The sequence below is a fragment of the Bradyrhizobium liaoningense genome, assembly GCF_018130955.1.
GTDB lineage: Bacteria > Pseudomonadota > Alphaproteobacteria > Rhizobiales > Xanthobacteraceae > Bradyrhizobium > Bradyrhizobium liaoningense_C.
Genome location: NZ_JAFCJM010000003.1, coordinates 200366 through 213914 on the forward strand (window position 1 = coordinate 200366; position 13549 = coordinate 213914).

Below are 13549 nucleotides of genomic sequence, written 5' to 3' on the forward strand. Positions count from 1 at the left end.
ACATGACTAAGGCTGGGACGAAGGGAGTGACTTAGGGGGTGACTAAGGCTGTGACTTAGGCCTCGACGTCGATAAGCCTGAACTTCTGGCGCCAGTTCTCAAATGCCTTCTGCGGGAGACCGTGAAACTCACAATACTGCCGCTGATTCAAGTCGCTAAGCTTCCAAGCTTCATGATGTGCTCGCCAGAAACCCTCGCCCTGGCGCACCCACGCTCCGTTCCCGTCCACCATCTCGCTCTCCTCATTTGCAAATCGAGAACGAGAACAGATCGTGCTTACGGGCCGCACGAAAAGTGTGCGAGAAATGGACGCTTACTGGACGCTTACCGAAATTCGTTGTTTTCCCTGTTCCGCGCACGCGAATTCCCTGTTCATTCATCGAAGATTTCCCTGCTCCGTGTTCAATGCGCCTTTGCCCGAGTCGCCTTGGATTCAAGGCACATCACGCATGTTTCATGCGGTTGCGGGTGCGACGTTGGCTTGGAATTTCCCTGCAGAATTCCCTGCAAGCAGGGAATTTGCCATTTGGCCGACATGAGCCTGTTCGGCCCGCGCCTGCGAAGCTCGGGTCGTGCATGACCTGGGCAAGCCTGATGATGCCGGGGCGCACGTCGACCAACACCCAGCCGCCGCCGCGCCTCGACAACATTCGCGCATCGAGTTCCGGCAAGGCGGCTCCGCGTCTGACATATCGACACCCCTTGGCGACGTTGCGTGGGCAGGGGGTCGGCGTCGATCAGGTCGTGCGGACCTGACGCGCGCGCTCGTCAAACACCGGATGGAAGCTCCGCGGCTTCCAACCGAAATCCTCGACGGCCGGCGTGGCATCGAACGTCATGTTCTTCATCATGCGGATGCCCATCGCGACGTTCGCGCTCGGAAACAGTGGCTTCGCCACTGCGAAGATGACGCGCCACAGGCCTGGCGGGACCGGGACCATGCGCCGCGGCCGCCTCATTCCGTCGAACACCCTGCCCATCATCTCACGGTAGGACAGCGTCTCGGCCCCGGGTAACGCGTAGAACTTGCTGACGGCGGCCGGGCTCGCGGCTGCGGCAATGGCACCGATCGCGAGATCCTCGGCGTGAACGGGCTGCCGCAGGCCGGGGGCGCCGCCGACAAGCGGCATGAATCCGAATCGACGGATCAGGCGCGACAACGGCGTGATGTTGGTATCGCGCCCTTCGGCATAGATGAGTGTTGGGCGCAAGATGGTCCAGCCGACGCCTTGTCTTGTGCAGGCGGTAACGATCGCTTGCTCGGCTGCAGTCAGTTTGCGGATCGTCTCGCGCTCCTCGGCAACCTCGGTATCCTGCTTGGTCAGCACGCTGGTCGAGCTGAAGGCCACGACGCGCCTAACGGCGGGGCCGAGCAGATGGGGAAGCGCATCGGCAAGCAGAATGGCGTCGGTGGTGCAGTAGAGCGTGGTGAATCGTGGAACCCTCAACGTGTCAGGCTCTTGCAGATCGGCCTGGATCCATTCGACACCTGACGTCGCTGGGCGCGGTGAGCGCGACATCGCGTACACAGGCTCACCGCGGCGGACGAGGTGTTCGACGATGTAGCCACCGACAAGTCCGCTGCCGCCGATGACGAGGTTGCTCGTCCGCTCGTTTGCTGTGGTGTTGTCCACGATCTCCCTCAGCCCCCCGGCCGATCCCGATGCACGGCCGCCCAACAAGCAATACTAGCGCGCGGGGTCAAGCTTGCCCTGGTCCGATTTGGCCGCCTCGCGATCGGCCGCCGGCATCAGGCGCTGGCGCTCCCGCTCCTTCATCCAGGCGTCGTATTGCGCCGTGCCCGGCCGCGGCGGGGCGTCTGCCGGCAGGCCGCCGGCCCATTGCGGAATGTAGTCGCCCATGCCGGCCGAGACCTTCTCGTTGATCGTGCCGCAGCCCGACAGGCTTGCGGCCAGAAGACTGGCCGCAACAGCAATCGCAAAGGGGCTGATTCGTTCGGGCATCTTGCTCGGAGCGCCAGGATGACGGTTGATCGGCCGCCGGGCTGCAACCGGCGGTCACCGAGCCTAGCCTTCAACAGGTAAAATTGGCTTATTCGAGATAGGTATCAAACTACCGAGATTCCGGATCGCCGGCGGTTGCCCTCCTAAAGGCTCGCGACATTTCGCTTGGTCAGCTCCAAGGTTTTTTCGTTGACAAGACCATTTTACTTGTACAAGCGTACAAATCGATCGAAGACCAATAGCCGGTAGACGTTACCGCAAGTTGGCGCCCTCTGCTGCCGCCGTCAGGACGCCTGGCTTAGTCGCCGAACGTCCGATTGACAGCAGGGGCATCGAAGACGCCATGTTGCCGCTGCGCGACATGGCAAATGTTCGTCATGGTGAGGCAAGAACCGGGCACTCGGTTCAGGGCTCAAGACTGGAAAGGGGAGGGAACGTAATGTCCGTTCGTCACAAGATGTTGTCATGGGCCGCCACTGCTGCGGCCGTCGCGAGCCTCGCGGCCGTTGCGCCGGCAGGCGCCCAGGATGCAGTGAAGATCGGCCTGATCCTGCCGATGACCGGCGGCCAGGCTTCGACCGGCAAGCAGATCGAGAACGCGATCAAGCTCTACATGCAGCAGAAGGGCGACACCGTCGCCGGCAAGAAGATCGAGGTCATCGTCAAGGACGACGGCGCGGTTCCGGACAAGACCAAGACCGCGGCACAGGAACTGATCGTCAACGACAAGGTCAATTTCATCGCGGGCTTCGGCGTGACGCCGGCAGCCCTTGCCGCAGCGCCGCTCGCCACGCAGGCAAAAATTCCGGAAGTCGTCATGGCGGCCGGCACCTCCATCATCACCGAGCGCTCGCCCTACATCGTGCGCACCAGCTTCACGCTGGCGCAGTCCGCCAACATCATCGGCGACTGGGCGGCGAAGAACGGCATCAAGAAGGTCGCGACCCTGACCTCCGACTACGCGCCCGGCAACGACGCGCTGAATTTCTTCAAGGAGCGCTTCACCGCCGGCGGCGGCGAGATCGTCGAAGAGGTCAAGGTGCCCCTGCAGAACCCCGACTTCGCGCCGTTCCTGCAGCGCATGAAGGACGCCAAGCCGGACGCGCTCTACGTGTTCGTGCCGGCGGGCCAGGGCGGCAACTTCATGAAGCAGTATGCCGAGCGCGGCCTCGACAAGGCCGGCATCAAGGTCATCGGGCCGGGCGACGTCACCGACGACGATCTGCTCAACAACATGGGCGACGCCGTTCTCGGCACCGTCACCGCGCACCTCTATTCGGCCGCGCACCCCTCTGCGATGAACAAGGATTTCGTGGCGGCCTACAAGAAGGCCTTCGGCAGCCGTCCGGGCTTCATGGCGGTCAGCGGCTATGACGGTATCCACCTGATCTACGAAGCGCTGAAGAAGACCAATGGCGACACCAACGGCGACAAGCTGATCGAGGCCATGAAGGGCATGAAGTGGGAAAGCCCCCGCGGTCCGATCTCGATCGATCCGGAAACCCGCGACATCGTGCAGAACATCTACATCCGCAAGGTCGAGAAGGTCGATGGCGAGCTCTACAACGTCGAATTCGCCACCTTCGAAGCCGTCAAGGACTCCGGCAAGACCAAGAAGTGACGCGCGAAAGCGCGTCATCCCCGATGTGCAAGTGCACATCGTCGAGCGCGCTTAGCGCCTCCTCTGCGTCATGCCCGGGCTTGACCCGGGCATCCACGCAAGAGCCAGGAACGAACGTGAAGACAAGAACGTGGATGGCCGGGACAAGCCCGGCCATGACGTCTAACGCCAAGCTGAGAAGATGACCTCGATCCTGACCAACCTGTTCGATGGCGTTGCCTACGGCATGCTGCTGTTCGTGCTCGCCTGCGGGCTCGCGGTGACGCTCGGACTGATGAACTTCGTCAATCTCGCGCACGGCGCCTTCGCGATGGCCGGCGGCTATGTCTGCATGCTGCTGGTCAACAAGTCGGGCTGGCCGTTCTTCGCGGCGCTGCCGCTCGCTTTCGTCTCCGCCGCGGTGATCGGCGTGCTGCTGGAGCGTACGCTTTACCGGCATCTCTACACGCGCAGCCATCTCGATCAGGTGCTGTTCTCGATCGGCCTGACCTTCATGTCGGTCGCGGCCGTCGACTATTTCATGGGATCCTCGCGCGTCTTCATCAACCTGCCGGACGCGCTGCAGGGGCAGTTCGACTTCTTCGGCGTTGGCATCGGCCGCTACCGGCTGATGATCATCGTGATCTGCGGCCTGCTCACGGTCGCGCTGCAGCTGATCCTGGCCAAGACGCGGTTCGGCAGCCGCCTGCGCGCCGCGGTCGATGATCCGCGCGCCGCAAGCGGCCTCGGCATCAACGTGCCGCAGGTGTTCGCCTTCACCTTCGCCTTCGGTTGCGGGCTCGCCGGCCTCGGTGGCGCGCTCAGCGCGGAGATCCTCGGCCTCGATCCCTACTTCCCGCTCAAGTTCATGATCTACTTCCTGATCGTGGTGACCGTCGGCGGCTCGTCCTCGATCACCGGCCCGTTCCTCGCCTCGCTCCTGCTCGGCATCGGCGACGTCGCCGGCAAATACTACGTCCCGAAGATGGGACCGTTCGTGATCTACACCATGATGATCGTGATCCTGATCTGGCGCCCGAACGGTCTGTTCGGCCGCACTGCTGCGCGTTGAGTGGTCCGATGAGTGCTGCTTCCGACGTCGGCTATCACGCCCAGCGCCATGCGCGCTGGCACTACGGCGAAATCGCCTTCTGGGTCATCGTCCTGGCCTGCGGCTTCCTGTTTCCGTCGCGTTACCTGATCATGACCGACATCGTGCGGCTCGCGCTGTTCGCGATGTCGCTCGACCTGATCCTCGGCTATGCCGGTATCGTCTCGCTGGGCCACGCGGCGTTCTTCGGCGTCGGCGCCTACGCGGCCGGTCTTTTGTCCCTGCACGGTATCATCACCGAGCCCGTGCTGGCGCTGATCGCCGCCGGCCTCGCCGCGATGGTGCTGGGCTTTGCCACCAGCTTCCTCGTGATCCGCGGCGTCGACCTGACGCGGCTGATGGTGACGCTCGGCATCGCGCTGCTGCTGGAGGCGCTCGCCGAGCGCTTTTCCAACATCACCGGCGGCACCGACGGCCTGCAGGGCATCGAGATGCAGCCGATCTTCGGGACGCTTGCCTTCGACATGTTCGGCAAGACCGGCTTCTTCTATTCGGTTGCCGTGTTGTTCCTGCTGTTCCTGCTGGCGCGCCGTGTCGTGCACTCTCCGTTCGGCCTGTCGCTGCGCGCGATCAAGAACAACCCCTTGCGCGCCGCTGCCATCGGCATCCCCGTCAATCGCCGCCTGATCGCGATCTACACGCTGGCGGCCTTCTATGCCGGCATCGCAGGCGCGCTGTTCACCCAGACCACCGCAATCGCCTCGCTCGACGTGTTCTCGTTCGAGCGCTCCGCCGACCTGATGCTGGTGCTCGTGATCGGCGGCACCGGCTATCTCTATGGCGGCCTGATCGGCGCGGTGGTGTTTCGGATGCTCCAGGAGCTGTTCTCCACCATCACCCCGCAATACTGGCAGTTCTGGATCGGCCTCGTGCTGGTCGTGATCGTGCTGCTCGGCCGCGAGCGCCTGCATCGCTGGGTGCTGTTCGTGCCCAACCTGATCATCAAGCAGGTGGCCGGGCGCAAGGCTGTCATCGCCGTTCCGGAGAGCGACGCATGACCATCGTGCTCGAAACCAAGAACCTCGAAAAACAGTTCGGCGGCCTGCGCGTGACGCGCGACCTGTCGCTGAAAATCGAGCAGGGGGCCCGTCACGCCCTGATCGGTCCGAACGGCGCCGGCAAGACCACGGTGATCAACCAGCTCACCGGCGTGCTGAAGCCGAATTCGGGCCGCATCCTGCTCGAGGGGCACGACATCACCGATATGCCCGTGCACAAGCGCGTGCTGCGCGGCCTGTCGCGCACCTTCCAGATCAACCAGCTCTATGCCGACCTGACGCCGCTCGAAACCATCGGGCTCGCGGTCTCCGAGCGCCTCGGCCATGGCGGCGACTGGTGGCGGCGCATGGGGACGCGCGACGACGTCAACGGCGAGATCGCGGAATTGCTGAAGCGCTTCCATCTGCTCGACGCCATGAACGAGCCGACGGTGACGCTGCCTTACGGCAAGCAGCGCCTGCTCGAGATCGCGGTCGCGATCGCCGCCAAGCCGCGCGTGCTGCTGCTCGACGAGCCTGCCGCGGGCGTGCCCGAGAGCGAGCGGCACGACATCCTCGCCGTCGTCGCAAGCCTGCCGCGCGACGTCACCGTGCTCCTGATCGAGCACGACATGGATCTCGTGTTCTCCTTCGCCGACCGCATCTCGGTGCTGGTCTCCGGCGCGCTGCTCACCGAAGGCCCGCCGGACCAGGTGGCGCGGGATCCGCAGGTGAAGGCGGTCTATCTGGGCGAGGAGGCGATCGATGTCTGACCTGCTCGCGATCGACACGCTTCGCGCCGGCTACGGCGAGGCGGTGGTGCTGCCCAACATGTCGCTGCGTCTCGCTGAAGGGCAGGTGCTGGCGCTCTTGGGCCGCAACGGCACCGGCAAGACCACGCTGATCAATTCCATCGTCGGGGTCACCCGCCGCTTCTCAGGCAGCATCTCGCTCGGCGGCACCGACGTCACGGCGTTGCGGGCCGACCAGCGGGCGCGGGCCGGCATCGGCTGGGTGCCGCAGGAGCGCAATATATTTCGCTCGCTGACGGTCGAGGAGAACATGACCGCGGTAGCCCAGCCCGGCCCGTGGACGGTCCAGAAGGTCTACGAGATGTTCCCGCGACTTCAGGAGCGGCGGAATAACTTTGGCAACCAGCTCTCCGGCGGCGAGCAGCAGATGCTGGCGATCGGCCGCGCGCTGACCCTCAATCCAAAAGTGCTGCTGCTGGACGAGCCGACCGAGGGCCTCGCCCCGATCATCGTCGAGGAGCTTTTGAAGGCGCTCGGCACCATCACCCGTTCGGGCGGCATCTGCTCGATCATCGTCGAGCAGAATGCGCAAAAGATTCTGGGGCTGGCCGACCGCGTTGTGATATTGGAGCGCGGAGCGATCGTCCACGACGCCCCCAGCGCCGCGCTCAAGGCCGACCCATCGGTACTCGAACGCCACCTCGGTGTTGCGGGGGCGGCCGGCCATTAGGAGTCTTTAGCTTGACGCGTTTTCTTCACGCGAACCGGTACCCACTTCGCTTGAAAACGCTCTAATCTCGGGAGTTGAGACCATGCAGCGAACCAAAGCCCCCTTCCGCGCCGACGAGGTCGGCAGCCTCCTGCGCCCCGCCAAGATCAAGGAAGCGCGGGCGAAGCTCGAGAAGGGCGAGATTTCCGCCGACGATCTGCGCAAGATCGAGGACATGGAGATCGAGAAGGTCGTGCACAAGCAGGCCTCGATCGGGTTGAAGCTTGCGACCGACGGCGAATTCCGCCGCTCCTGGTGGCATTTCGACTTCCTGGCAAAACTGACCGGCTGCGAGCTCTTCCACCCCGACACCGGCATCCAGTTCGCGGGCGTCGAGACCAGGCACGACGCGATACGGGTGATCGACAAGCTCGACTTCCCCGACACCCACCCGATGCTCGACCACTTCAAGTTCCTGAAGAAGTACGCCGACCAGGCCCACGTCACCGCGAAGATGACGATCCCGTCGCCTGCGGTGCTGCACTTCCGCGGCGGCCGCAAGGCGATCTCCAAGGACGTCTATCCCGATCTCGACGCGTTCTACGAGGATCTCGGCAAGACTTATCGGAAAGCAGTCAAGGCTTTCTACGACGCCGGCTGCCGCTATCTGCAGTTCGACGACACCGTGTGGGCCTATCTCTGCTCGCAGGACGAATTGAAGAAGGCGCGCGAGCGCGGCGACAATCCGGACGGCCTGCAGCAGATCTACGCCCGCATCATCAACTACGCGCTGGCCGAAAAGCCCGCCGACATGGTGGTGACGACGCATGTCTGCCGCGGCAACTTCCGCTCGACCTGGATCTCCTCCGGCGGCTACGAGCCGGTGGCGGAGACCATGCTCGCCGGCACCAATTACGACGGCTACTTCCTGGAGTACGACAGCGATCGCGCCGGCGGCTTCGAGCCGCTGCGCTTCCTGCCCAAGGGCAACAAGGTCGTCGTGGTCGGCGTCATCACCTCGAAGTTCGGCGAGCTCGAGAAGAAGGACGACATCAAGCGCCGTCTCGAAGAAGCCGCCAAGTTCGCTCCGCTGGAGCAGCTCGCGCTGTCGCCGCAATGCGGTTTTGCCTCGACCGAGGAAGGCAACATCCTCTCCGAGGAAGAGCAATGGGCGAAGCTGAGCCTCGCAGTCGAGATCGCGAAGGAAGTGTGGGGCCAGTAAGCCCCACGCACCGTCTTTGGAGACGGTGAGCTCGCGCATCCCCTCGGTGTCGTCCCGGCCTAGTGCGCAGTTGCGCACGGGGGCCGGGACCCATAACCACAGGGAGAAGTTGCGGCGCGAAGCTGACAACCACGAGTCTTCGCCAAACGCTATCTTGTGGTTATGGGTCCCGGATCTGCGCTTCGCTTGTCCGGGACGACACTGAACTTTGAGGCGCGTGACTTCCGCCTCACTGCAGGTCGCCTGCGAGCGTCCGCCGTCACCTCTCTGCCAGATACACCTCACCCAGCAGCGACGAGTTCGACCACGGCACCTGCTTGTTCTTCGTGCTCGACACCACCTCGGCCCGTACCCGCGTCAGCATTTGCTGCACTTCCAGCCCGCGCGTGCCGATGTGGTGCGAGAGCGCAGCAGAGAAGGGCGAGTTGGCGCCTTCGCCGTCGAGCGCGACCTGGCCCGGTGCGGTCGCAAACGCGATCAATGTGCCGGCGCCCAGCGTCGCGCCCGCACCGAGACTTGTCGGCGCAGCGAGGCCGGAGGCGCCTTCGATGGCACGGTTGGTGCCGGCGGCTGCCACCTGTGGCGCCATCGGATTGTTGCGGCAGGCATCGAAGATCAAAATGTTGGTGCGCACCTGGTCGTCGAGGCCGGCCATGATCGTGTCCATGTCGATCATCGCCTCGGTCATGCTGCTGCCGGCCTTGAGTTCGACGTCGACGGGAATGAGATAGTTGCGCCCGTCGACCTGCACGCCATGGCCGGCATAGTAGACGACCGCGACCTGAGCCCGCGCCGCATCGCGCAAAAAGTCGCGCGTGATCTTCTGCATCGCCGTCCGGTCGAGGTCGATGCCTTCGGACACCGTGAAGCCGATGTCGCGGAGGCTCTTGGCCAACGCGCGTGCGTCGTTGGCCGGATTGGGCAGCGCCTTGACGTGGCTGTAGGCGCCGTTGCCGATGATCAGCGCCATGCGCTTGCCGCGCGACGTCGCGGTAGGGGCGGGCGATGGTGCGGTCGTCGCCTTCTGCTGCGCGGGCGCAGGTGGCTCCGACACCAGTGACAGCCGCACCTTCGCGGAGGCCTGATTGGCCTTGCTGCCGGCGTCCGATGCCGTCACGCTCAGCGCGGTCCGGTAGTCTGCCTTGGCGTGCTCGAAGTCGCCCTTGGCCTCATAGGCTAACCCACGAAACGTGTAGGCCGTGATCAGCACGCTGTTGGGCGGCGTCATGAAGTTGACGGGCGGCTTGTCCGTTGCGAGGCGGATCGCCTCGGTGCCATCGGCGATGGCGCGATCGAAGTCGCCCTTGGCGCGCCAGATCGTTGTCCGATGCACCAGCGGCTGGGCAAGCATCGGGTCGAGCCGGATCGCCTGGTTGATGTCGGCGAGCGCGCCGTCGAGATCGCCCAGCGCTTGCTTCGAGATGCCGCGGTTCTGGAATGACAACGCCGAGGGGGAGATCTTGATCGAGTCGTCGTAGTCGGCGATCGCCTTGGCGTAGTCACCCTTGACGCGCCAGGCGTTGCCGCGATTGTGATGGATCGTGCTGTTCGGCGGGCCGAGCTTGAGCGCGTCGTCGTAATCGGCGATCGCGATGTCGTACTCGCCCTTGTTGTAATAGGCCGCGCCGCGCTGATTATAGGCCGCCTGGTTCGGAAACAGGCGCAGGGACTCGGTGGCGTCGGCGATCACCTTGCTGTAGTCGGCCTTCTTGGTCCAGCCGACCGAGCGCCAGAAGTAGATGCCCGCGAGCTGCTCGCCCTGGAACACCTTTAGCGCAATGATCTTGTTGCAGGCGTCGATCATCTGATCCGCCGGCGTGGTGCTGGTGGTGCAGAGCGGCCCGAGCTGGTTGCGCGCCTGTGCCAGGCAGGGAGCGGACCATAGCGCGGCGACGAGCAAGGCTGGAGCGACGAGCAGGCGGTGCATTGTTTCACTTCTCCGCCAGATACACTTCGCCTAGCAGCGACGAGTTCGACCACGGCACCTGCTTGTTCTTGGTGCCCGACACCACCTCGGCCCGCACCCGTGTCAGCATCTGCTGGACTTCCAGGCCAGGCGTGCCGATGTGGCGCGACAGCGCGGCCGAGAACGGCGAGTTGGCGCCTTCGCCGTCGAGCGCGACCTGGCCCGGTGCGGTCGCAAAGGCGATCAGCGTGCCGGCGCCCAATGTCGCGCCAGACCCGAGGCTCGTCGGCGCGGCGAGGCCCGATGCGCCTTCGATGGCACGGTTGGCTCCGGCGGACGCCACCTGCGGCGCCATCGGATTGTTGCGGCAGGCATCGAAGATCAGGATGTTGGTGCGGACATGGTCGTCGAGGCCGGCCATGATCGTATCCATGTCGATCATCGACGCCGTCATGCTGGTTCCGGATTTCAGCTCGACGTCGACGGGGATCAGGTAGTTGCGGCCGTCGATCTGCACGCCGTGCCCGGCGTAATAGACCACGGCGAGCTGCGCCTGTGCCGCATCGCGCAGGAAGTCGCGCGTCATCTTCTGCATCTTGGCGCGGTCGAGGTCGATGCCCTCCGTCACCGCGAAGCCGATGTCGCGCAGGCTTTTCGCAACCGCGCGCGCGTCGTTGGAAGGATTGGGCAGCGCCTTGACGTGGTTGTAGGCGCCGTTGCCGATCACGAGCGCCATGCGCTTGCCGCGGCTCGCGGTGCCCGGCGCCGCCGGCGGTGAGGTGGTCTGCCCCTGGGGCGTATTGTCGGCCTTCTGCGGCTGCGCCGGATCGGCCGGGGCATCGCGCGGTGCCGGCGCCATGTCTGAGAGCAGCGAAAAGCGCACCTTGGCCGTCGCCTGATTGGACTTGCTGCCCGCATCGGAGGCGACCCCTTGGAGGGTCGAGCGGTAGTCGTCCTTGGCGTGCTCGACGTCGCCCTTGGCCTCATAGGCGAGCCCGCGGTGGATATAGCCCGCGATCAGCACGCTGCCCGGCGCCGTCAGGACCGCGAGCGGCACATTGGACTTGGCGAGCCGGATCGCCTCGCTGCCGTCGGCGATCGCACGGTCGAAATTGCCCTTGGCGCGCCAGATCACGGTGCGGGTGATCAGGGGCGCCGGAAGCTTCGGATTGAGCCGGATCGCCTCGTTGACGTCCGCGAGCGCGCCGTCGAGATCGCCGAGCTTCAGTTTCGTGGAGCCGCGATTGTCGTAGATATAGGCCTCGCCGGGATAGAGCCGGATGGCCTCGTTGTAATCGGCAAGCGCCTTGGCGTAGTCGTGCTTGGCCTTATAGGCGTTGGCGCGGTTGTGAAGGATGATTCCGCTCGGCGGTCCGAGCTTCAGCGCGTCGTTGAAATCCGCGATCGCGATATCGTTCTCGCCCTTGTCGAAATAGGCCGATCCCCGCAGGTTGTAGAGCGCCTGGTCCGGCGCGAGCCGGATCGCCTCGGTGGTATCTGATATCACCTTGTCGTAGTCGCCCTTCTTGTTCCAGCCGACCGCGCGCCAGAAATAGACCGTGGCGAGCTGCCCACCCTTAAATACTTTGAGCGCGATGATCTTGTTGCAGGCGTCGATCTGCTGATCGGCCGGCGTGCCCTCGCTGGTGCAGAGCGGCCCGAGCTGCGCGCGGCTCTGCGCGAAGGAGGGGGCGGACCACAAGGTTGCGGCGAGCAGGCAGAACGCGACGAGCAGACGGCGCATGATGGGGGTCCCGCAAGAGGAGAGGCGCCTGTTTGTTGCCGGGCACTGCGCCGGGGTTCATCCTCATTCGGGAATGGAGCAATTCCAGAGGGTATTCCCTAAGTGGGCAGAATTTGCTAGGAGGTTGGGCCCAACGCTGCTGCCCACCGCGTCCCACCCGATGAAAAACGACGAAATCCTGAGCCAGATCACCGAGTTCTGCCGCAAGGCGGACATGGCGGAATCGACGTTTGGCCGGCGCGCGGTGAACGATGGGAAGCTGGTGCATCGGCTGCGCGAGGGAAAGCGCATCACCATCGACACGCTGGACCGGATCCAGGCCTATATGGCCGCATCGACCGGCGGCCTGCCGCCGCCGCGGGGACTTCAGGTACCCCCGGAAAAGCGCGATCCTCGCGGCAATTTTCGTTTCTTCGAGAACCGGCAGAAATACCTGCTGTTCGTCCACACCTGCAGCGAGAAGCGGGTGATCGCGGACCGGGTGGCGTTGGAGCTCGCCACCATTCACCCGCGCCCGCCGGCCTTGCGCATATTCGATGCGGGCGTCGGCGACGGCACGGTGCTGGCGCGGGTACTGCGCGCAACGCACCAGCGCTTCCCACACATGCCGTTCTATGTCGCCGGCAAGGAGCTCAGTCTCGAGGACCTGCGCCTGACGCTGGAGAAGGTGCCCGATCGCATTTTCGAGCATCCGGCATCGGTATTCGTCTTTACCAACATGTTCTACTCGGAGGCGCCTTGGCTCACGCCGGCATCGCCTGCGGCGGCGGCTGCGACCGTATGGCACGAAGTTCCGCTGCGGGGCGCTTCCACGGGCGAGTTTGAGACCCAGATCGCAGAGCTGAAGCCATTCCTGGAGCAGAACTGGCGGGCGGCGATCAGCCCACGCACGGCCATGCCGCTGTATGAACGACCTGTCGTGCTGGTGCTCTATCGCGAGGACCACAGGTTTCTGCTGGATTCGACCATTCCGCGGCCGGGGCACACCGAGGCCAATTTCGACCTCGTCATTGCATCCCAGCCATACCGTGCCCTGTCCTCGGTCAATTTCCGGGCAAAACGGATCATTGCGCCCTTGGCACGGGCACTTCGGCCGGGGGGCCGGCTGATCGGTATTCACTCTCACGGTCACGATCCCGGCATGGAAATGATCCAGGCGATCTGGCCTGGAGAAAATCCTTTCTCGGTGAGCCGTCATGAGCTATTGCGCGCCGTTAAGTATGAGCTCGGATCGTTGGGCCGGGACTTAAATTTTAATGCGTATGCTGATAACCGTTCGATCTTCAGGTATGATATGGAAGCGCTGCCCAACGAGGTGACGGGTGCCATCGGAACCTCGACGGCCTTTGCAGCGTGGAATGCGGCGGTGTATGTGGCGCAGATCGAGGACGACCGATTGACAGAAATGACTCAAAGCGGCCGCACTCTGGATGCCGCCAGAGACGTCCTTCGCAAGCATAATGGGCTTTGGTTTTACGACGAATCCTACGTCATCTCGCGCCGGCGTGATTGACATCATCCGAGAGTAAACATCGCAAACGAACCGCCGAGAGCGGCGGAACAA

At 64.1% G+C, this 13549-nt stretch carries 12 protein-coding genes; 7 read left to right on the top strand and 5 right to left on the bottom strand.

Annotated features, from left to right (window positions below; all coding sequences use genetic code 11):
- Nucleotides 1-55: 55 nt before the first annotated feature.
- The 3 genes from tnpA to JQ632_RS03960 form a co-directional block, all read right to left on the bottom strand.
- On the bottom strand, nt 56-232 hold the full coding sequence (gene tnpA / locus JQ632_RS40395) for an IS66 family insertion sequence element accessory protein TnpA (protein ID WP_409363465.1): 177 nt from the start codon (nt 230-232) through the stop codon (nt 56-58).
- A 505-nt stretch (nt 233-737) separates the two neighbouring features.
- Nucleotides 738-1634: an SDR family oxidoreductase gene (locus JQ632_RS03955; RefSeq protein WP_212400963.1), complete on the bottom strand. Its 897-nt coding sequence runs from the start codon at nt 1632-1634 to the stop codon at nt 738-740.
- A 54-nt stretch (nt 1635-1688) separates the two neighbouring features.
- Nucleotides 1689-1964, bottom strand: a complete 276-nt coding sequence (locus JQ632_RS03960; protein WP_212400964.1) for a hypothetical protein — start codon at nt 1962-1964, stop codon at nt 1689-1691.
- A gap of 439 nt (nt 1965-2403) precedes the next feature.
- On the opposite strand from JQ632_RS03960, the gene JQ632_RS03965 reads away from it, so the two are divergent.
- From JQ632_RS03965 to JQ632_RS03990, 6 genes are all read left to right on the top strand, one after another.
- Nucleotides 2404-3585 carry an ABC transporter substrate-binding protein gene (locus JQ632_RS03965; RefSeq protein ID WP_212400965.1) on the top strand — a complete coding sequence of 394 codons (1182 nt, stop codon included), beginning with the start codon at nt 2404-2406 and terminating at the stop codon, nt 3583-3585.
- Nucleotides 3586-3766: 181 nt separating this feature from the next.
- Nucleotides 3767-4636 carry a branched-chain amino acid ABC transporter permease gene (locus tag JQ632_RS03970; RefSeq protein WP_212400966.1) on the top strand — a complete coding sequence of 290 codons (870 nt, stop codon included), beginning with the start codon at nt 3767-3769 and terminating at the stop codon, nt 4634-4636.
- A gap of 8 nt (nt 4637-4644) precedes the next feature.
- Complete coding sequence (locus tag JQ632_RS03975; RefSeq protein WP_212400967.1) at nt 4645-5673, top strand: branched-chain amino acid ABC transporter permease; 1029 nt, start codon at nt 4645-4647, stop codon at nt 5671-5673.
- The gene (locus tag JQ632_RS03980) at nt 5670-6425 is read left to right on the top strand and encodes an ABC transporter ATP-binding protein (protein ID WP_212400968.1); all 756 of its coding nucleotides are present in this window, start codon (nt 5670-5672) and stop codon (nt 6423-6425) included. Before JQ632_RS03975 ends, JQ632_RS03980 begins: the two co-directional genes overlap by 4 nt.
- A complete protein-coding gene (locus JQ632_RS03985) occupies nt 6418-7134 on the top strand; it encodes an ABC transporter ATP-binding protein (RefSeq protein WP_212400969.1) in 717 nt (238 codons plus the stop codon). Before JQ632_RS03980 ends, JQ632_RS03985 begins: the two co-directional genes overlap by 8 nt.
- Before the next feature lie 82 nt (nt 7135-7216).
- Nucleotides 7217-8335 (top strand): cobalamin-independent methionine synthase II family protein, encoded by a 1119-nt coding sequence (locus JQ632_RS03990; protein WP_212400970.1) that lies wholly within the window; start codon nt 7217-7219, stop codon nt 8333-8335.
- 259 nt (nt 8336-8594) lie between these two features.
- On the opposite strand, the gene JQ632_RS03995 is transcribed toward JQ632_RS03990, so the two are convergent.
- Nucleotides 8595-10262 carry a caspase family protein gene (locus tag JQ632_RS03995; RefSeq protein WP_212400971.1) on the bottom strand — a complete coding sequence of 556 codons (1668 nt, stop codon included), beginning with the start codon at nt 10260-10262 and terminating at the stop codon, nt 8595-8597.
- A gap of 4 nt (nt 10263-10266) precedes the next feature.
- Entirely contained in the window at nt 10267-11985 is a 1719-nt protein-coding gene (locus JQ632_RS04000; protein ID WP_212400972.1) for a caspase family protein, read from the bottom strand.
- A 160-nt stretch (nt 11986-12145) separates the two neighbouring features.
- Here JQ632_RS04000 and JQ632_RS04005 point away from each other — a divergent pair, with 160 nt between their 5' ends.
- Entirely contained in the window at nt 12146-13498 is a 1353-nt protein-coding gene (locus tag JQ632_RS04005; protein ID WP_212400973.1) for a hypothetical protein, read from the top strand.
- Nucleotides 13499-13549 lie beyond the last annotated feature (51 nt).

Bases quoted from the DNA above. Each gene is read 5' to 3' on its own strand.
- tnpA (WP_409363465.1), bottom strand. From the start codon at position 232: ATGGTGGACGGGAACGGAGCGTGGGTGCGCCAGGGCGAGGGTTTCTGG.
- JQ632_RS03960 (WP_212400964.1), bottom strand. From the start codon at position 1,964: ATGCCCGAACGAATCAGCCCCTTTGCGATTGCTGTTGCGGCCAGTCTT.
- JQ632_RS03965 (WP_212400965.1), top strand. From the start codon at position 2,404: ATGTCCGTTCGTCACAAGATGTTGTCATGGGCCGCCACTGCTGCGGCC.
- JQ632_RS03970 (WP_212400966.1), top strand. From the start codon at position 3,767: ATGACCTCGATCCTGACCAACCTGTTCGATGGCGTTGCCTACGGCATG.
- JQ632_RS03975 (WP_212400967.1), top strand. From the start codon at position 4,645: ATGAGTGCTGCTTCCGACGTCGGCTATCACGCCCAGCGCCATGCGCGC.
- JQ632_RS03980 (WP_212400968.1), top strand. From the start codon at position 5,670: ATGACCATCGTGCTCGAAACCAAGAACCTCGAAAAACAGTTCGGCGGC.
- JQ632_RS03985 (WP_212400969.1), top strand. From the start codon at position 6,418: ATGTCTGACCTGCTCGCGATCGACACGCTTCGCGCCGGCTACGGCGAG.
- JQ632_RS03990 (WP_212400970.1), top strand. From the start codon at position 7,217: ATGCAGCGAACCAAAGCCCCCTTCCGCGCCGACGAGGTCGGCAGCCTC.
- JQ632_RS03995 (WP_212400971.1), bottom strand. From the start codon at position 10,262: ATGCACCGCCTGCTCGTCGCTCCAGCCTTGCTCGTCGCCGCGCTATGG.
- JQ632_RS04000 (WP_212400972.1), bottom strand. From the start codon at position 11,985: ATGCGCCGTCTGCTCGTCGCGTTCTGCCTGCTCGCCGCAACCTTGTGG.
- JQ632_RS04005 (WP_212400973.1), top strand. From the start codon at position 12,146: ATGAAAAACGACGAAATCCTGAGCCAGATCACCGAGTTCTGCCGCAAG.